Annotated in this window: 15 protein-coding genes; 8 read left to right on the forward strand and 7 right to left on the reverse strand. The window is 64.8% G+C overall.

Features of this window, described 5'->3' with window-relative positions:
* The first annotated feature begins 16 nt into the window (after window positions 1–16).
* The 7 genes from hisS to RIB52_RS03860 all read left to right on the forward strand — a co-directional run bounded on the left by hisS (window position 17) and on the right by RIB52_RS03860 (window position 8,475).
* The gene (gene hisS, locus RIB52_RS03830; RefSeq protein ID WP_350173068.1) at window positions 17–1,294 is read left to right on the forward strand and encodes a histidine--tRNA ligase; all 1,278 of its coding nucleotides are present in this window, start codon (window positions 17–19) and stop codon (window positions 1,292–1,294) included.
* A gap of 105 nt (window positions 1,295–1,399) precedes the next feature.
* Window positions 1,400–2,467 carry a peptide chain release factor 1 gene (gene prfA, locus RIB52_RS03835; protein WP_350173070.1) on the forward strand — a complete coding sequence of 356 codons (1,068 nt, stop codon included), beginning with the start codon at window positions 1,400–1,402 and terminating at the stop codon, window positions 2,465–2,467.
* Complete coding sequence (gene prmC, locus RIB52_RS03840; RefSeq protein ID WP_350173072.1) at window positions 2,464–3,294, forward strand: peptide chain release factor N(5)-glutamine methyltransferase; 831 nt, start codon at window positions 2,464–2,466, stop codon at window positions 3,292–3,294. Before prfA ends, prmC begins: the two co-directional genes overlap by 4 nt.
* 260 nt (window positions 3,295–3,554) lie before the next feature.
* On the forward strand, window positions 3,555–4,208 hold the full coding sequence (locus RIB52_RS03845) for a DUF4167 domain-containing protein (protein ID WP_350173074.1): 654 nt from the start codon (window positions 3,555–3,557) through the stop codon (window positions 4,206–4,208).
* Between the two features lie 42 nt (window positions 4,209–4,250).
* Complete coding sequence (gene lnt, locus RIB52_RS03850) at window positions 4,251–5,879, forward strand: apolipoprotein N-acyltransferase (RefSeq protein WP_350173076.1); 1,629 nt, start codon at window positions 4,251–4,253, stop codon at window positions 5,877–5,879.
* 100 nt (window positions 5,880–5,979) lie between these two features.
* Entirely contained in the window at window positions 5,980–7,227 is a 1,248-nt protein-coding gene (gene metK / locus RIB52_RS03855) for a methionine adenosyltransferase (RefSeq protein ID WP_350173078.1), read from the forward strand.
* Between the two features lie 36 nt (window positions 7,228–7,263).
* The gene (locus RIB52_RS03860) at window positions 7,264–8,475 is read left to right on the forward strand and encodes a DUF418 domain-containing protein (RefSeq protein WP_350173080.1); all 1,212 of its coding nucleotides are present in this window, start codon (window positions 7,264–7,266) and stop codon (window positions 8,473–8,475) included.
* A gap of 9 nt (window positions 8,476–8,484) precedes the next feature.
* On the opposite strand, the gene RIB52_RS03865 is transcribed toward RIB52_RS03860, so the two are convergent.
* The 5 genes from RIB52_RS03865 to RIB52_RS03885 are packed head-to-tail and all read right to left on the reverse strand — an operon-like array spanning window position 8,485 to window position 12,353.
* Window positions 8,485–9,651 (reverse strand): CaiB/BaiF CoA transferase family protein, encoded by a 1,167-nt coding sequence (locus RIB52_RS03865; RefSeq protein ID WP_350173082.1) that lies wholly within the window; start codon window positions 9,649–9,651, stop codon window positions 8,485–8,487.
* Window positions 9,648–10,118 carry a DUF2269 family protein gene (locus RIB52_RS03870; protein ID WP_350173084.1) on the reverse strand — a complete coding sequence of 157 codons (471 nt, stop codon included), beginning with the start codon at window positions 10,116–10,118 and terminating at the stop codon, window positions 9,648–9,650. Before RIB52_RS03870 ends, RIB52_RS03865 begins: the two co-directional genes overlap by 4 nt.
* Before the next feature lie 6 nt (window positions 10,119–10,124).
* The gene (locus tag RIB52_RS03875) at window positions 10,125–10,790 is read right to left on the reverse strand and encodes a CoA transferase subunit B (RefSeq protein WP_350173086.1); all 666 of its coding nucleotides are present in this window, start codon (window positions 10,788–10,790) and stop codon (window positions 10,125–10,127) included.
* A complete protein-coding gene (locus tag RIB52_RS03880) occupies window positions 10,787–11,620 on the reverse strand; it encodes a hypothetical protein (protein WP_350173088.1) in 834 nt (277 codons plus the stop codon). Before RIB52_RS03880 ends, RIB52_RS03875 begins: the two co-directional genes overlap by 4 nt.
* Window positions 11,621–11,630: 10 nt before the next feature.
* Window positions 11,631–12,353 (reverse strand): CoA transferase subunit A, encoded by a 723-nt coding sequence (locus RIB52_RS03885; protein WP_350173090.1) that lies wholly within the window; start codon window positions 12,351–12,353, stop codon window positions 11,631–11,633.
* Between the two features lie 513 nt (window positions 12,354–12,866).
* On the opposite strand from RIB52_RS03885, the gene RIB52_RS03890 reads away from it, so the two are divergent.
* Window positions 12,867–15,173, forward strand: coding sequence for a CDC48 family AAA ATPase (locus tag RIB52_RS03890; protein ID WP_350173092.1), 2,307 nt, complete (start codon window positions 12,867–12,869; stop codon window positions 15,171–15,173).
* A 16-nt stretch (window positions 15,174–15,189) separates the two neighbouring features.
* Here RIB52_RS03890 and RIB52_RS03895 read toward each other — a convergent pair whose 3' ends face one another.
* Together RIB52_RS03895 and polA are read right to left on the reverse strand one after the other, a co-directional pair.
* Window positions 15,190–16,281 (reverse strand): mechanosensitive ion channel family protein, encoded by a 1,092-nt coding sequence (locus RIB52_RS03895; RefSeq protein ID WP_350173094.1) that lies wholly within the window; start codon window positions 16,279–16,281, stop codon window positions 15,190–15,192.
* Between the two features lie 39 nt (window positions 16,282–16,320).
* The gene (gene polA / locus RIB52_RS03900) at window positions 16,321–19,170 is read right to left on the reverse strand and encodes a DNA polymerase I (RefSeq protein WP_350173096.1); all 2,850 of its coding nucleotides are present in this window, start codon (window positions 19,168–19,170) and stop codon (window positions 16,321–16,323) included.
* Between the last annotated feature and the right edge of the window lie 217 nt (window positions 19,171–19,387).

Below are 19,387 nucleotides of genomic sequence, written 5' to 3' on the forward strand. Positions count from 1 at the left end.
CAAGGACATTCCTTTGATGAGCAAGAACACCCCGAAGGCCATTCGCGGCACCCAGGACATTTTCGGCGCGCAAGCAGAGGCCTTCGCCGTCGTCGTCGAGACTTTCGAGCGGGTCCGCCGCCTCTATCGCTTCCGCCGCGCCGAATTCCCGGCGTTCGAACGGACAGAGGTCTTCGCGCGCTCCCTCGGCGAGACGACCGATGTCGTCTCGAAGGAAATGTATTCCTTCGAGGACCGGGGCGGGGAATCGCTCACCCTGCGCCCCGAGTTCACCGCCGGGATCGCGCGCGCCTTCCTAACCAATGGCTGGCAGCAGCACGCGCCGCTGAAGGTCGCGACCCACGGCCCGCTGTTCCGTTACGAGCGCCCGCAGAAGGGCCGCTATCGCCAGTTCCACCAGATCGACGCCGAGATCATCGGCGCGGCCGAGCCGCAGGCGGATGTCGAACTGCTGGCGATGGCGGACCAATTGCTGAAGGAACTCGGCATCGGGGGCGTGACGCTGCACCTCAACACGCTGGGCGATGCGGAAAGCCGCGAGGCTTGGCGCGCGGGTCTGGTCGACTACTTCGGCAAGGTGAAAGGCGATCTGTCCGAGGATTCGCAGGAACGGCTAGGCAAGAACCCGCTGCGCATCCTCGATTCCAAGGACCCGCGCGACCGTGCCTTCCTCGCCGATGCACCGCGGATCGACGATTACCTTTCGGACGAGGCGCGCGGTTTCTTCGAAGCGGTGACGAGCGGGCTAGACGCGGCGGGCGTGAAATGGGTGCGCGCGGAAAGCCTCGTGCGCGGGCTCGATTACTATCGCCACAGCGCCTTCGAATTCATCCCCGACGAGGGTTCGGCGGCTGCCGAGGCGCTGGGCGCGCAGAGCACGGTGCTGGGCGGTGGGCGCTATGACGGGCTGATGGAAAGCCTCGGCGGCCCCGCGACCCCGGCGGTCGGCTGGGCTGCGGGGATCGAGCGGCTGGCGATGCTGGTGGGGGAGCGGGATTGGAATGAACCTGCTGTGGCCATCCTTCCAGAGTCGGACGATCTCGAAACCCGTGCAGCCGGGATTGCTGCGCTGCTTCGCGCCGAAGGGATACCTTGCTGGACCGCTTTCCGGCAGAACCCCAAAAAACGTGGCATCAAGGCACGGACTGACGGAGCCAATGCGTCGCTTTTCATCAAGCGGTCAGACGACCCTAACGGCGAATTCAAGATAACCTCAGCATCCGAAGGACCTGAGGAACTTGAGCTTTCCCGCCGCGTAATGGCGATCTTGGGCAAGGACCGCTTCGGGCTTTAATCGTCGCCCCGGACTTGATCCGGGGCTGGGCTTCCTTTTCCGCCGCCCGCCATTAGAAAGCCAAGGCCCGCATCAAGTGCGGGCCGACGACAGAAGAATAGCGCAGTGAAAATCCCCGCCGAACGCCTCGACCAGATCACCAATCGCTTCGCCGAGCTCGAGGCGCGCATGGCGTCCGGCACGCTCGAGGGTGAGGACTTCGTGCAGGCAAGCCGCGACTACGCCGAACTCGAACCCGTCGCCAAGGCCGCGCGCGAAGTGAAGGCCATGCGCGAGGAGATCGCGGGGCTCGAGGACATGCTCTCCGACCCCGAAATGAAAGCCATGGCCGAGGAAGAACTGGAGGAGCTGCGCGAGGCGCTTCCGGCACGCGAACGCCAGCTTGCCGTCGCGCTCCTGCCCCGCGATGCGGCCGATGCCAAGCCTGCAATGCTCGAAATCCGCGCCGGGACGGGCGGCGACGAGGCCGCGCTGTTCGCGGGCGATCTTTACCGGATGTACGAACGCTTCGCCGCCGAACAGGGCTGGCGGGTCGAGCCGGTCAGCATGAACGCGGCCGAAGTCGGCGGCTTCAAGGAAATCGTCGCCAATGTCTCCGGGCAGGGGGTGTTTGCGAAGCTCAAGTTCGAAAGCGGCGTCCACCGCGTCCAGCGCGTGCCCGTGACCGAAAGCGGCGGGCGCATCCACACCTCGGCCGCGACGGTCGCGGTCCTGCCCGAGCCGGACGAAGTCGATGTCCAGATCGAGGACAAGGACCTGAAGATCGACATCTACCGCGCCTCCGGTGCCGGCGGACAGCACGTCAACACGACCGATTCGGCCGTGCGTATCACCCATTTGCCGAGCGGCATCGTCGTCACCCAGCAGGACGAGCGCAGCCAGCACAAGAACCGCGCCAAGGCGATGCAGGTCCTGCGCGCGCGCCTGTATGAAAAGATGCGCGAGGAAGCCGAAGGGGCCGAGGCCGAGGCGAGGAAGGCCATGGTCGGCAGCGGTGATCGCTCCGAACGGATCCGCACCTACAATTTCCCGCAGGGGCGCGTGACCGACCACCGCATCGGGCTCACCCTGCACAAGCTCGAAGAAGTGCTTGCCGGGCCGGGGCTTGGAGAGCTGGTCGCTGCCCTCATCGCCGAGGACGAAGCCGAGCGGCTGGCGGCGCTGGCCGAGTGACGACGGTAGCGCAGGCGATCCGCGAGGCCGCAGCTCTGCTTGCTGCGAGCAGCGACACGGCGCGGCTCGATGCCGAGTGGTTGATGGCCCATGCACTTGGAACAAGCCGGTCGGACATGCTTCTGCGTCACATGGCCGAACCTGCCCCCGGATGCTTCGGCGGCCTGGTCGATCGCCGCGCGGCGCATGAACCCCTCGCCTACATTACAGGCGATACCGAATTCTACGCTCGCACCTTCGAGGTCGGGCGTGAGGTGCTGATCCCCCGCAGCGACAGCGAAGCCGTGATCGAGGCGGCGTTGGACAGGCTGCCCGAGGATGCGAGCGGACGGGTCCTCGACCTCGGCACAGGCTCTGGCGCGCTGCTGTTGACCCTGCTTGCCGAACGACCGGGCATGGAGGGCATCGGTCTCGATGCGAGCGCGGCCGCGCTCGCGGTCGCACGGCGCAACGCCGATCGACTTGCACTCGGCGGGCGCGTGCGCTTCGTGGAGCGGGACTGGTGCGAACCGGGCTGGGCAGGCGGTCTCGGCGCTTCGGAGATCGTCCTGTGCAATCCGCCCTATGTCGAAACGGGTGCTGCGCTCAAGCCGGACGTGCGCGATTACGAACCGCACGAAGCGCTCTTTGCGGGGCCCGAAGGCCTCGACGATTACCGCCGCGTGATTCCCGGCCTGCCCTTACTGCTCGCGCCGGGGGGCGTGGCGGTGCTGGAAATCGGGGCAAGGCAGGGGCCGGCCGTGACAAGGCTCGCCGAAGCGGCGGGATTCGAGGCGGAAATCCGCAAGGATCTTGCAGATCGCCCGCGCGCGGCGATCCTTTCTTGAGGAAAATCCTTCGGGGGCTTGGCAAACCCGGCCAGCATCGCTACCTCACCGAATAGGCAAGCGATCTGCGACAGGCGCAAATCGCTTGGGCCAAGCTCCAAATCTCGCTTGAAACGGCCGTTAGGGCTCGTCCCCGGCCTCTGGCAGCGCGGAGCGCGCGCCCCTTTGGCGGAAAGCCAGACAGGCGGCGCATAGCAAGGGGTCTGTTGACCGTGAGTGCATTCATGCTTGCTCCAGGTCGCTGATAAGGAACGTTTTCCTTGAATAACAATCGTAACAATCGCCGCCGCGGTCGCGGAAATCGCAATTCGGGCGGTGGCAACCAGCTTAACCGGATCGATAGCAGGGCACGCGGCAATGCGCCCCAGCTGCTCGAGAAGTACAAAAAGCTCGCACAGGATGCGCAGCACAATGGCGACCGGGTCCAGGCCGAATACTACCTGCAATTCGCCGATCATTACTTTCGCGTGATCGCGGACAACAAGGCGCGCCAGGAAGAGGCGCGCTCCAAGCGCGGCGAGGATCGCGGCCAGTCCGATGATGATGAGGACGGTGAGGAAGACGACAACCGTCGCAGCGATTCAAAGCGCGGCGGCAAGGGCCGGGCACGGTCACGCCGCGACGACCGTGAGGAAAATGACAGCGGTCCGAGCGAGGGCGAGGACGGCGTCGAAGGCGAAGCGGCCGATGGCGAAGGCTCCGGCGGTCCAAAGCGCAGGCCCCGCAAGCCGCGCGGTGGCGACGATGGCAAGAACCCTCGCCCCTCGCCCAAGCGCAAGCCGCGCTCGAAGAAGGGCGACGACGCTGGTGGCGAAAAGGGGGGTGAAATCGACTCTTCCGTCCTGCCGCCCGCGATTGGCGGGGAGGAAGCCTCCTCGGGCGATGGCGACGACAATCTCGAAACCGTCGGCTGAGCCTGCCGGCAGGCCGCCCGATAACATGCCCGCCCCACGGGAATGACCGAGTATGCCAAGGCTCTGGATGATGTTGCGCAGCGCAGGCCTGGCCTGGTTGCGCTCGTGCTCGGCCTGTTGGCGGCCTGCGGCTATCCGCCGCTCCATCTCTGGCCACTCGGGCTTGCCGCGCTGGCGGCGCTGGTCTGGCACCTTCACCGGGCACCGCATTGGCGCACGGCGGCGTGGCGCGGATATGTATTCGGCTGGGCGCATCTGACGCTCGCGAACAACTGGATCGCGACCGCTTTCACCCACCAGGCGAAGATGCCGGAACTTCTCGGATGGCTCGCCGTGCCGCTGCTGTGTGTCTATCTCGCGGTCTATCCGGGGCTGGCCGCGCTGGCTGCTTACGTCGCGAGGCGCAGGCTGTCTCCGCCACAAGCGGGAATCGCGACGTTCGGGACGCTTTTCGCCGCTTTCTGGATCGTCACCGAATGGATCCGCAGCTGGGCCTTTACCGGCTATCCGTGGCCCCCGCTCGGGCTGATGCTGCTGGGTTCTTGGCATAGCCCAGGCATTGCCGTCGTCCTGCCGTGGCTCGGGACCTATGCCCTTTCGGGATTGGCAATTCTGATCGCGGCGGGCTTTGTTTGGATACTGCATAGCGAAAGCAGGGCGGGGGCCATAATGCTTCTCGCCGCAATCGTTCTCGGGATGACCGCATCGCCATTTGTTCATGGATCGCGAGTCGACACCGGCATAAGCTACGCCCTCGTCCAGCCGTTGATCCCGCAGGACGAGATCAACGACGGCACGAAATTCGAAGAGCAGTTCCAGCGCCTCGCCCGGCTGACACGCCCCCGCAACGACGAATCGCGCCTCGTCCTGTGGCCAGAGAGCGCTATCCCCGACTATCTCGAAGACGGCTATCCGCTGCGATATTATGCCCGCATGACCGCCGGGGCCGACCCCGAATATGCGCGCAGGCGGATCGCCGCGGTCGTCGGAGCCGACTCGACCCTGCTCACCGGGGTCGTCAATCTCGATATCGGTACAAGAGAGGACGGCTCGCTCGGGGCGGTCAGTGCGCGCAACTCGGTAGTCGCGATCGGCGGCGAGGGGGATATCGAGGCGAAATACGCCAAGGCACATCTCGTTCCCTATGGAGAATACCTGCCGATGGAATGGGCGCTCGAAAGGCTTGGCCTTGCGCGCCTGACGGCAGGAACGATCGCCTATGTCGCAGGTCCCGGGCCGCGCACGCTCGAGCTTGGCGAGCACGGTCGGGCGGGCATCCAGATTTGCTACGAGATCGTCTTTTCGGGACAGGTAACGGACCCGGAAAATCGGCCCGATTACATTTTCAATCCCTCCAATGACGGCTGGTTCGGTAGTTGGGGCCCGCCGCAGCATCTCGCCCAGGCCCGGATGCGCGCGATCGAGGAGGGGCTGCCGGTCCTGCGTTCGACCACCACCGGGATCAGTGCGGTGATCGATGCGAACGGCATCGTGCGCGGCAGCATCGGCATCGGCGAGGCCGGGAGGCTCGACGGTTTCGTTCCGAAGGCGCGGGCGCCGACCCTCTTTGCACGCCTCGGCAATGCGCTGCCGCTGGGTTGCGCCGCCCTGCTCGCCGTCCTCGCGCTTGCCCTGCCGAGATTGCTTGCGCTGCGTCGCTCGCGGGGCTAGGGGCTTAGCCGCGAACGTCCAGACATAAAGATTTCCTTATATCTGCATAAAGGAACATGGAGCTGGGCGCGGACTTGGACAACGAACCCCTGGGGGAAACATGCGCAGCGAATACATCTTCACTTCCGAAAGCGTTTCCGAAGGCCATCCCGACAAGGTCTCCGACCAGATTTCCGACGCCATTGTCGACCTCATGCTCGCCAAGGATCCCGAATCGCGGGTCGCCTGCGAGACCATGACCACGACCCAGCGTGTCGTCCTTTCGGGCGAAATCCGCTGCAAACCGATGTACGACCCCGGACGCGAGGACTGGAAATACAACAATTACTGGGCTCCCGGCGCGCGCGACGAGATCGAGGAGGCGGTGCGCAAGACCGTCCACGAAATCGGCTATGAACAGAAGGGTTTTCACTGGGAGACCCTGACCTTCGAGAACCACCTGCACGGCCAGTCTGCGGAAATCGCGCAGGGCGTCGATGCAGGCGATGACGGATCGAACAAGGACGAAGGCGCGGGCGACCAGGGCATCATGTTCGGCTTTGCCTGTGACGAGACCCCGGACCTCATGCCGGCGACGCTCGATTACAGCCACAAGATCCTGCTGAAGCTCGCCGAGGACCGCAAGTCGGGGACCGCGCCTTTCCTCGAGCCCGACGCGAAGAGCCAGGTCACGCTGCGCTATGTCGACGGCAAGCCGGTCGCCTGCACCGCGATCGTGGTGTCGACCCAGCACGCGCCCGGCTATCACGAGGGCGAGAAGGAAGCCGAGCTCAAGGCCTATGTGAAGAAGGTGGTCGGAGACATTCTGCCCGCTGAATTCATCACCGACGAAACCCAGTGGCACATCAACCCGACCGGCGCCTTCGAGATCGGCGGGCCGGACGGCGATGCGGGTCTTACGGGCCGCAAGATCATCGTCGACACCTATGGCGGTGCGGCCCCCCATGGCGGCGGCGCATTCAGCGGCAAGGATCCGACCAAGGTCGATCGCAGTGCGGCCTACATCACTCGCTATCTCGCCAAGAACGTCGTGGCGGCAGGCGCGGCCAAGCGTTGCACGATCCAGATCGCCTACGCGATCGGAGTTTCCGAGCCGCTCTCGCTTTATGTCGACACGCACGGCACCAGCGCCGATGGCATCACCGACGAGGCGATCGAGACCGCGATCCGTTCGATCGGCAAGCTCGGCGGGCTGACCCCGCGCGCGATCCGCACGCATCTCGGCCTCAACAAGCCCATCTATCGCCAAAGCGCCGCTTACGGCCATTTCGGTCGCCCGGCCGAGGGCGAACTCTTCCCCTGGGAACGCACCGACCTCGCGAACGACCTTAAGGCTGCGCTTTCCTGATTTCTTCGGCGCCGCCGCCTGCTAGGGCAGGGCCCCATGGTGGTGGCGCCGCAACCCCGATCCGGACGGATCCCCCAGCTCGATGCCCTGCGCGGCATCGCGGTCATCGGCATCGTCTGGATGAACGTCCACGTCTTCGCGCTGCCGATCCAGGCCTATTACAACCCGCTCGCTTGGGGTGGAGAGGGCGCGGTTGACCGGCTTGTCTGGGCGGCAAGCTTCGTGTTCGTCGAGGACAAGTTCCGCACGCTTTTCGCGATGCTCTTCGGGGCGGGCTGCGTCATTCTGCTGGACAGGGGACGCGCGGCATCCGGGGCGGCAAGGGCGTGGCGGGCGCATTATGCACGCATGGCGGTGCTCTTCGCGATCGGCCTGGTCCACGCAGTCCTTCTGGCGAATAACGATATCCTTCGCGCCTATGCCCTGGCCGGCTGCGCCCTTCCGCTGCTCGCCCCGCTCGCGCCGCGTGCGCTCGTTGCTGTCGCGATCGGGTTGATGGCACTCCATGTCGGCGTGGGGATCGCAACGTTCGGCGGTGCGCTCTACGATTGGCATACCGGGCGGCTCGCAAGCGATGCGAGCTTTTTCATGGAACGCAATTTCGGGACCGACCCGGCGGCGGTGTCCTACATGCTGGAGCGCGGTCGGGAGGCTCTGGGCGAACGGATCGCGCGCCGGATCGAGGGCATTCCCCAGCAGCTTGCGGCGCTGCTGGCATCGCTGCCGATAAACCTCGCGGCGATCGCGCTCGGCATGGCGTTCTGGCGCAGCGGCATGCTGGCGGGCAGATGGCGCACTTTCCGGCTCCAGCGGCTCGCGGCGGTCTGTGCGCTGGTTGCCATACCGGCGCTTCTCGCGCTCGCGTGGTTCGTCGCGGAAAGCGGCTTTCCCGGCGCGCTGACCGGGGCGAGCGGACTTGTCCTTTCGGCCCCCTTCGATACCCTGCTCGGCATTGCCTATGCCGCGCTGGCCATGGCGCTTTTCGCGCCGGGTGGAGCCGTTACGAGGCAACTGGCGGCGGCCGGGAGGCTTTCGCTCACCAATTACCTGATGACCTCGGTGATCCTTGGCGGATTCTTCGCGCCTTGGGGGTTCGGCCTGTTCGGCGCAGTCAGCCGCGCGCAGGCCTTTGCCATAGGTTTCGTTCCGATCCTTGCCATGCTGGCCTGGTCCAGGGCATGGATCGCGCACTTCGGGCAGGGGCCTGTCGAGCGCGTGTGGCGCGGCGCTGCGCGATTACTGGGCTGATCTGCAGGCTCAATCTGTCCGATCATGTTCGCCGAGCAGCGGCGAAGGGCGGTCGATGGCGAGCTCGGCATCCGAAAAGGTGAAGGGGCTGCGCACACCCGCCATGCCACCGGGCTGCACCTTCATCCCGCGCGCCGCGACCTGCACATCGGCGAAGACCTCGTCCAGCCGATTGATCGGCCCTGCCGGCACCCCTGCCGCATGGCAGGCATCGAGCAGGGCCTGCTTCATCCAGTCCGCCGTTGCGGCGGCGATCTCGGCATCGAGCGCTGCCGCATTCGCGACCCTGTCGCCATTATGGGCAAAGCGTGGATCGTCCGACAGGTCGGCGCGGCCCAGCAGGTCCGCGAGCTTGTGGAACAACCCGTCATTGGCAGGGGCGAGGATGACGTGGCCGTCCTTCACCGGGAACACGCCATAGGGTGCGACCTGCGCATGGGCATTGCCCATGCGCGGCGGATTCGCGCCGGTGGTGAAATGATAGGTCGCCTGGTTCGAAAGGAGCGCGACCGAGCAGTCCATCAGGCTCATGTCGACATGCTGGCCCTTGCCGGTGCGCTCGCGCATCAGCAACGCCGCCTGAATTCCGTTCACCGCCCATATGCCGGTCGCGAGGTCGGAAATCGAGATGCCCATCTTCACCGGCGTCCCGTCGGGCTCGCCGGTGAGCGACATGAAGCCGCTCATGCCCTGAACGACGAAATCGTAGCCTGCCTCATGCGCGCGCGGCCCTGTGTGCCCGAAGCCGGTGATCGAACAATAGACGAGGCGCGCATTTCCGGCAGCGAGCGCTTCGTAATCGAGCCCGAACTTCGACAGGCTTCCCGTCTTGAAATTCTCGATCACGACATCGGCCTCGAGGCACAGCTTGCGCACCCGGGCAACGTCGGCTTCTTCGCGAAAATCGGCGGTGATCGAACGCTTTCCCCGATTGCAGGCGTGGTAATAGGCCGCCTCACGTTGCGGCTCGCCGTTCGGCCCCTCACGCTCGATCCAGGGCGGCCCCCAGGCGCGAGTGCCGTCGCCGTCAGGGCTTTCGACCTTGATCACGTCGGCGCCGAGATCGGCAAGGATCTGCCCTGCAAACGGTCCCGCCAGAACCCTTGCGAGTTCGACGACCTTGAGCCCGGCAAGCGGGCTGTCCGGATTACGCGGGGAATCGAGCCATGTCGTCATATCGGCTTTGCCACCATCAGCCACAGGACGTGGACCAGAGGCACCGTGCTGATCAACCCCCAGGTGATCCAGCGCCTCGAGAGCTTGCGATATTCAACCGTCACCTCGCCGCCATTCTCGAACGATCGCGCAAGGCGCGCCTGTCTGACCTGGATCGGTACCAGAATGCCGAGCCAGATCAGACCCGCTAGGAAGAACAGCGCCTGGCTTGCGATCAACCAGAAATCATCGAACAGCGGATAGCCAAGGGTCAGCGCGCACCCGTATCCGCCGATCATCGTCAACGCGATGCCCGGAATGGTCAGCCCGAAATCCGTACCGGTGACGAGCCGCTGGCCGAAGGCGATGATGCGGGCGTCACTCGTCCGGTTGGCGAATACTTTCCAGACAGCAGTCACGGTGATGTTCCCGACGAGCACGATCACGCCCGTGATGTGCACGAAAAGAAAGGCGTGATAGGCAACCATGGTAGTTCAAGCGGTTGCGAGATCGGTTTCGTAATGAGCTGTCGTTTTCTGCGCGATTTCCTCAGCCGTGACGCCGGGGGCGAGTTCGATCAACTGGAACGGGCTGTCGTGGTCGGGGCGCTGGAACACACCAAGATTGGTGACGATCATGTCGACGACGCCCGCCCCCGTCAGCGGCAGGGTGCATTCGGGGATGAATTTCGGGCTGCCGTCCTTGGCATTGTGGTCCATCACCACGATGATCTTCTTGACCCCGGCGACGAGGTCCATAGCGCCGCCCATGCCCTTGATCATCTTGCCCGGTATCATCCAGTTGGCGATATCGCCGTTCTCGGCCACTTCCATGGCGCCCAGCACGGTTAGGTCGATATGCCCGCCGCGGATCATCGAAAAGCTCGTGGCACTGTCGAAATAGGCGCTGTGGGGAAGCTCGCTAATTGTCTGCTTGCCCGCATTTATGAGATCGGGATCGACCTGGTCTTCGTAAGGGAAGGGTCCGATGCCGAGCATCCCGTTCTCGCTCTGCAGCGTGACCATCATGCCTTCGGGGATGTGGTTCGCGACCAGCGTCGGGATGCCGATCCCGAGATTGACGTAATAGCCGTCCTGAAGCTCTTGCGCCGCGCGCGCCGCCATCTGATCGCGGGTCCAGCCCTTGGTTTCGTCGGTCATTGTGTCGGCCTTTGGTCTGAGGGATAAAACGGTGGGACAAGGAACCATGTCTCGCCGATCAGGCGTTCGAGGCGAAGCGCGGCCTCCGGGTTTACGAGATGGGCGTAGAGCTCGTCGAAATCCTCGCGCTCATCGCCGGCGATGGCAATCAGGCAGGCGGTCTTGGCCAGATCCTCGCGCCGGGTCTGCTTGCGATCCCCGGGATAGCGCATGAGTAGCAGCGTGTCGCGGCCTTCGGGGTCGAGCCCGGACGAGGCGAGCGCCTCGCGCACCGCTCCCGCATGGGCTGCCGACTGGCCCGAAATCCACGCGATCGCGATGCCCGCGTGCCGCAGTTCAGCCAGGCGTTCGGACAGGGCTGCGTTTACTGTCAGAACGGGCTCGGACGGAAGCACGGCACCTGGCGGGTCGAGGTCGATCAGAACGGCGGGAGGGCCTGCGGGACAGGGCTTGAGCTCGTCGCTTAGCGAGGCCGGATCGGCGAGAAGCGCGGAACTCGCCGCCCCCTCGCCGGATAGCGTCATCGCCGATGTCAGCGCAAAGGATAGGAATTCGGTGTATTCGTCCGCGGAGTCCTCACCGGCGCTTTGTGCGCCGGGGGAGAAAGCGGCGAAAATCGGGTCGGCATCGCCCGGGAGGCCCTGCGCCGATTGCGCCAGCGGCCCGGGGGACGGGTTATCGGGGATGTTTTCCACGCTTACGTCCCCTTGGGTGCTCGTGCGCAGGAGCGCGCCGCCGGCGACCACCGGGATGGCCGCGGCGACGCAGCCCGAAAGCGTCACGGCGAAAACGAGAGAGCCTGCGGCACCAAGGAAACGGGGGGAACGCACGGCCTTTCTCTCAGGCGGATTCCCGCTGGCGCACGGTGCGGAATTCGATCTTCTTGTCATAGGGCGCCCCGAGAACGAGCCGGTTCACGAACACGCCCGGCAAATGGATCTGATCCGGGTCAAGCGCGCCGGCGGGGACGATCTCCTCGACTTCGGCGACGCAGACCTTGCCGCAGGTCGCAGCGGGCTGGTTGAAATTGCGGGCGGTCTTGCGGAAAACGAGGTTGCCGGTCTCGTCCGCCTTCCAGGCCTTGACGATCGAAAGGTCGGCGAAGATTCCGCGCTCGAGGATGTAAGTCGACATCACCCCGTCGGGATCGGGAAATTGTTTGTGCTCCTTCCCCTCGGCGACCTGGGTGCCGACGCCGGTCTTCGTGTAGAAGCCGGGAATGCCGGCACCGCCCGCCCGCATGCGTTCGGCGAGGGTTCCCTGCGGGCAGAATTCGACCTCAAGCTCGCCCGAGAGGAATTGGCGTTCGAATTCCTTGTTTTCGCCGACATAGGAGCTGATCATCTTCTTGACCTGGCGAGTGCGCAGCAGCTTGCCGATGCCCTCATTGTCGATCCCGGCATTGTTGCTGGCGAAAGCAAGTCCGGTCACGCCGCTGTCGCGGATCGCATCGAGCAGGCGCTCGGGAATGCCGCACAGGCCGAACCCACCGGCAGCGATCAGCATGTCGTTGGTGAGGATGCCCTCGAGGGCGCTGGCGGCGTCGGAATAGAGCTTGCTCATGACTGTCCTTGTGTTCTCCTCGACCGGATGATCGGAAGGTTATGTCGATCTTGCGGCTGATTAGAGCCTTGTCCCGCCGCTGTCACCTGCGCCTTGCAGAGCATGGATGCGGGCGCGAATCGCGCTGCATTGCAAAACCGAATCGAAAGGCGATTTGCTGGAAATTGCGGCTACTGCCTGTTTATTGGGCAGGTAATGTGCAAAATCCAGCACAAGGAGCGCGTGTTTTCGCCACTTTATTGCAAAATCTGCATTCAATTATGCGTCGTTCGCACTTGCACAAAATGGGCTACAGGGGCATACCGAAAGTGCCTTTCAGGCATCCTCTCCCAAACTTTCCAAGCCCGGCCTTTGCGCCGGGCTTTTTTTCTGACTGCCTTTTCGCTGTGGCATGCTCCTCGCCGTCCGACAGGCAAGGCGGCGCGCCGCGCCTGTTCAGGCAACGGTTTGCAATAGCCTCCCGGCCTTCCTAGCTAGCGACGACACCAGTCCGCTGCCGCCGGAGGAGAGTCCATGGCCGATGCCGATACCGCGAACGACGCCCGCACCGCGCGTCTCCAGGTCGCCCCCGCCCGCCAGGAGGAATCGGGCCAGGGGATAGCGCGCATGCCGCGCTCGGCCTTCCAGGCGCTCGGCATCACCGAGGGCGATGTGGTCGAGATCGCAGGTAAGCGTTCGACCGCCGGAATCGCCATGGCCGCCTATCCCGAGGACGAAACGCTCGACGTGGTGCGTCTCGATGGCCTCCAGCGCGGCAATGCCGAAGCCGCCTCGGGCGAGCATGTCGAGATTTGCGCGGCCCGCTCGCGCCCGGCCACCCGCGTCGTCTTTGCGCCTGCCCAGCGCGAGATGCGGCTGCAGGGGCCGACCCAGGCGCTCAAACGAAACTTCTTCCGAAAACCGCTGGTGGCGGGTGATCTCGTCGCGACGACGGGACAGCAACCGGTGCAGAACATGCCGTCCGACGTGCGCCAATTGCTGCGTGCGCCAGCCTATGCGCTGACCCAGATCCGACTCACCGTTGCCTCGACCAGCCCCAAGGGCATCGTTCACATCGACGAGAACACCGAAGTCGAGTTGCGCACCGAATTCGAGGAGCCCCGCGATGCGCGCGCGGTGGTAAATTACGACGATGTCGGCGGCATGGACGAGACGATCCAGCAACTGCGAGAGATGGTCGAACTGCCGCTGCGCTATCCCGAACTGTTCACCCGCCTGGGTGTCGATCCGCCCAAGGGCGTGCTTCTTCACGGCCCGCCCGGAACCGGCAAGACGCGGCTGGCCCAGGCGGTCGCGAATGAAAGCGATGCGGAATTCTTCACCATCAACGGGCCCGAAATCATGGGTTCGGGTTACGGCGAATCCGAAAAGCGCCTGCGCGAGGTGTTCGAGGAAGCGAGCCGCGCCGCGCCGGCCATCGTTTTCATCGACGAGATCGATTCGATCGCACCCAAGCGCCAGCAAGTCCCCGGCGAGGCGGAAAAGCGGCTCGTTGCCCAGCTTCTCACGCTGATGGACGGGCTGGAGGCGCGCTCCAATCTCGTCGTCATCGCGGCCACCAATCGGCCCGACGCGATCGATGAGGCGCTGCGCCGGCCCGGGCGTTTCGACCGCGAGATCGTGATCGGCGTGCCGGACGAGCGCGGCCGCCGCGAGATCCTCTCGATCCACACTCGCGGCATGCCACTGGAAGAAGCGGTCGAACTCAAGGAGCTCGCGCGCGTCACCCATGGTTTCGTGGGCGCTGACATCGCTGCGCTCGCGCGGGAGGCCGCGATCGATGCCGTGCGCCGGATCATGCCGCGACTCGATCTCGACGCGCGCACGATTCCTCCCGACGTGCTCGAGGATCTGTGCGTCACTCGCGAAGACTTTCTCTCGGCGCTGAAGCGTATCCAGCCCTCGGCCATGCGCGAGGTGATGGTGCAGGTGCCCAATGTCGCGTGGGCCGATATCGGCGGCGCGAACGAGGCAATCGAACGGCTCAAGGAGGGTATCGAACTGCCGCTGCGCAATCCGCAGGCCTTTCGCCGTCTCGGGATCCGCCCGGCCAAGGGCTTTTTGCTCTATGGCCCGCCCGGGACGGGCAAGACCCTGCTGGCCAAGGCCGTTGCCAAGGAGGCGGAGGCGAACTTCATCTCGATGAAGAGCTCCGACCTGCTGTCCAAATGGTATGGCGAAAGCGAGCAGCAGATCGCGAGGATGTTCGCCCGCGCCCGGGCGGTTGCCCCCTGTGTCGTCTTCATCGACGAAATCGACAGTCTCGTGCCTGCCCGCGGTTCCTCGCAGGGCGAACCGCAGGTGACGGGGCGGGTCGTCAACACGATCCTCGCGGAGATGGACGGGCTGGAGGAATTGCAATCGGTCGTGGTGATCGGTGCGACCAACCGGCCGACCCTGGTCGACCCTGCGCTGCTTCGGCCCGGACGGTTCGACGAGTTGGTCTTCGTGAGCACTCCCGACAAGGCCGGGCGGGAACATATCCTGCGCATCCACGCGGCCGACATGCCATTGGCCGATGATGTCGACCTCGCCGCGATCGCGGCGGAGACCGAACGCTTTACCGGCGCCGATCTAGAGGACGTCGTCCGCCGCGCGGGGCTCGGCGCGCTTCGCCGGATCGGAAGCGAGGTAAGCGCCGTCGAGGCCGAGGATTTCAAGGCCGCGCTCAAGGATTCGCGCGCGACCGTCACCGCGAAGATGGAAGACGAATATCGCAGGATGCAGGGCGAGCTCAAGACACGCGCAGCCGAAGTCCAGCCGATCGGCTTCGTCGTTCCCGAAACGCTCGAACCGGTGCGCGACAAGAAGCACGGCTGAACGGATCGGCGTCGCTTCATCCCGGCAGGATGCCGGGCTCGTCCTTGTCGATTGGCTCCCACCGCCGCCGCGCTATCGCTTCGGGCATTTCGTCCCGGATGAAAGCCATCATCGCCTCGCGGATCTGGCACCTGAGATCGAAAGCGGTCCCGGCATCCCTCGCACTCATCAGGAGCCGGACCTCCATGTAGTCGGGGGCGGTGTCGGTCACCTGCACCACCTGCACCCTGCGGTCCCAGAGCGGGTTTTGTTCGATCAGTTCTTCGTATCTGGCGCGCACCTTCGTCACGTCCGCCATCGGGTCGAGATGCAGGAAAACCGTGCCCAGCAATTGCGATTCGCGACGGGTCCAGTTCTGGAAACTCTCTTCAAGAAACTTGTTCACCGGCACGATCAGCCGCCGTTCGTCCCATATACGGACCACGACATAGGTCGTGCGGATGTCCTCGATCCGGCCCCATTCGCCCTCGATGATGACGACGTCATCGATCCGGATTGGTTCCGTCAGCGCCATCTGCAGGCCGCTTATCAGTGCCTTGAGCGCCGGTTGCGCCGCCGCACCCACCGCCAGTGCGGCAAGACCCGCCGAAGCCATCAGCGTGACACCGATGTCGCGTATGCCGGGTATCGACAGCAGCATGAGGCCGATCGTTACGAACACGATCGCAAAGGTCCCCATCCTGCTGAAGATCGCGAGCCGCGTTCGGCGCCTGCGCGCCTCCAGATTGTCCTCGATCGAGATGTCCGCGCGCAGTTCGAGTGCCTTGACCGTCGCCTGCATGATCGAAAGCGCGATCCAGCCGATCAGGGCAGGGAGCACGAATCCCGCGATCGCCTGCCAGACCGTGTCGAGCAGCGGCATGGTGCGGGCAGCCAGCACGAGGGCAAGCGCGACGATCGCCCAGCGGGTCGGGCGGACCAGCTCGCGCACGACAATATCGTCGGCCTCGCTTTCGCTCGAACGAGCGACACGGCGCAGTGCGCGAAAGACGATGCGATGGACGAGAAGGGCCAGGCCGACCGCGAGGCCAGCCGCGATGCATGCTCCGGCGACGCTACCCCAGTCGCTGGGCAGGTAATCCCGGGCCTGATCGATCCAATCTTCCATGGCGCGTGAACCTATACGGCCAGGGGTGCCGCGTCACTTTCAGTGTGCCGCATCCCAAGACGCTCCTGTCCCGATCTCCACCCCTAGTGGCACGTCGAGCTCGACGGTGGGCTGCGCTGCCTCGGCCATGACCCGCTCGATCACCGGCGAGGCGGCGGCGACATCGCCTTCTGGCAGTTCGAATACGAGTTCGTCGTGGACCTGCAGCAGCATGCGCACATCCGGAAGGCCCGCATCGCGCAGGGCCGGCAGCATCCGCACCATCGCACGCTTGATGATGTCCGCGCTCGTCCCCTGGATCGGCGCGTTGATCGCGGCGCGCTCGGAACCCTGGCGTTCGGCCTGGTTCTTCGAATTGATCCGCGGAAACCACGTCTTGCGACCGAACAGCGTCTGCGAATAGCCGCGCTCACGCACGGTCTCGAGCGTTTCGGCGATGTAACGCTGGATGCCGGGGAAGCGCTGGAAATAGGTGTCGATCATGTCCTGCGCTTCGTCCGGATCGACTTCGAGACGAGCGGCGAGCCCCCAGCGCGAAATGCCGTAGAGGATCGCGAAGTTGATCGTCTTGGCCCGCGCGCGGGTGTCGCGGGTGACTTCGCCGAACATCTCGGTCGCGGTGCGGGCGTGGATGTCCTCGCCCTTTGCGAAGGCCTGTTTGAGCGTGTCGACATCGGCCATGTGCGCGGCGAGGCGCAGCTCGATCTGCGAATAGTCGGCGGCAAGCAGGACATTGCCGTCCTCCGGCACGAAAGCCTCGCGGATCTGCCGCCCGATGGCCGTGCGCACGGGTATGTTCTGGAGATTCGGATCGGTCGAACTCAATCGCCCGGTCTGTGCGCCCACGAGGCTGTAGCTGGTGTGCACGCGGCCCGTCTCCGGATTGATCGCCGCCTGCAGCGCATCGGTATAGGTCGACTTGAGCTTGGACAGCTGGCGCCATTCAAGCACCAGTCGCGCGATCGGCGCACCTTCAGCGGCAAGCTTTTCGAGCACCGAGACATCGGTCGAATATTGCCCGCTCTTGCCCTTGCGTCCGCCCTTATAGCCCAGCTTGTCGAACAGGATATCTCCAAGCTGCTTGGGACTGCCGACGGTGAATTCTTGTCCGGCGGCTGCGTGGATTTCGCCTTCGAGCCGGCCGATTTCCCTGGCGAATTCTTCCGAGAGCTTGGCCAGCCGCGCGCGGTCCACCTTGATCCCCTCGCGCTCCATCGCTGCCACGACCGGTATCAGCGGGCGGTCTACGCGTTCGTAGATACGGCTGCCGCCCTCAACCGCGAGGCGGGGCTTGAGCAGCGTATGGAGCCGCAGCGTGATGTCCGCGTCCTCGGCGGCATATTCGGTCGCACGGTCCAGTGGCACCTCGCCGAATGGAATCGCCTTCTTGCCGGTCCCGCAAACGTCCTTGTAGGCGATCGCGGTGTGGGCGAGGTGGCGCTTGCACAATTCGTCCATGCCGTGCCCGCCGCCGATACCGTCCTGCGAGCGCCCCGCATCGAGCGCGAAGCTGATGATCATCGTGTCGTCGACGGGACCAACTTCGACACCGTGGCGGGCAAGTACGTTAAGATCGTATTTCCCGTTCTGGAAGACCTTGGTGACGGCATCGTCGGCGAGCAAGGGACGCAGCATGGCAAGGGCTGCGTCGCGTTCGACCTGCTGCGGTTTTTCGCCGAACATGTCGCCCGAGCGATGGTCAAGCGGGATGTAGCATGCATCGTTCGGCCCGACCGCAAGGCTTATCCCGACGAGGTCGGCCTGCATCGCATCGAGCGATGAGGTCTCGGTATCGACCGCGACCAGCCGTGCGGTTCGTGCCCGTTCCACCCATTCTTCGAGCGCCTCCATGGTCTGGACGGTCCTGTAGGCGCTGCGATCGACGGGTGGCATTTCGGGCGGCGGCTGGCGATTGCCATCCGGCGTGCCGTTGTCGCCCGCGCGTTTGTCGCCTGCGGGGTCGAGGTTGTTCGGCCGCTCCGGGCTGCCATGGCCGTTGCCGAGCCTCCGAAGCAGCGAGGTGAAGCCGTGCTTTTCGAGGAAGGCGGCGAGCGGTTCGGGCGGGATCTTGTCCAGTCGCATCTCGTCGAGCGGCTGGGGCAGGTCGCAATCCTCGCGCAGCGTCACGAGCACCCGGCTCATCTCGGCGTCGGCGCGGCCTTCGATAAGGCGCTCCTTGAGCTTTGATTTCTTCATTTCGGGTGCCTGGTCGAGTGCGGCGGCGAGCGAGCCGTGTTCTGCGATGAGCTTGCTAGCGGTCTTCGGGCCGATGCCGTATATGCCGGGAATATTGTCGACGCTGTCGCCCATCAGCGCGAGCACGTCGCCGACCAGTTCGGGGCCGACACCGAACTTGGCTTCGACCTCGGGGATGTAGAGCCGCTGGCTCTTCATCGTGTCGAGCATGTCGATCCGGGCCGGGCCGTTCGGGCCATCGACCTCGCCGACGAGCTGCATCAGGTCCTTGTCGCTAGAGACGATCGTCACGTCCCACCCCTGCCGCTGCGCTTCGCGGGCGTAGGAGGCGATGAGGTCGTCCGCCTCAAGCCCCGCTTCCTCGATGCAGGGCAGGCTGAAGGCGCGGGTCGCATCGCGGATCAACGGGAATTGCGGGCGCAGGTCCTCGGGCGGTTCGGGTCGGTTGGCCTTGTATTCAGGATAGATGTCGTTGCGAAAACTCGTGGAATCCTTGTCGAGGATCACCGCAAGATGGGTCGGTCCTTCCGCTGCGTCGAGGTCTTCGGCGAGCTTCCACAGCATTGTCGTATAGCCGTAGACCGCGCCCACCGGCGTGCCTTCGGGATCGGTCAGCGGTGGCAGTCGGTGATAGGCCCGGAATATGTAGGAGGAGCCGTCGACGAGATAGAGATGGTTGCGCTTCGTTCCCATACCGGCCTGCTAGCACCGCGCGCAGGCGGGCGTAAGCCGCTTTGCTCAACCTCGCCGGGCCTTGCATTCTTCGGGAATGAGCCGTCCGCCGAAAAGGCGCGCGATTGTGGCGAAACTGCCATAATGTCCTTGTCCTGCCACATTTCTGCCTTTATTCGCACTTCGAAACCCGGAGCGCGATCCGGCTTTCTTGCGGCGTTGGAGACGGGGCCGCGTG

The sequence above is a fragment of the Erythrobacter sp. genome, from assembly GCF_040217515.1.
Classification (GTDB): Bacteria; Pseudomonadota; Alphaproteobacteria; order Sphingomonadales; family Sphingomonadaceae; genus Erythrobacter.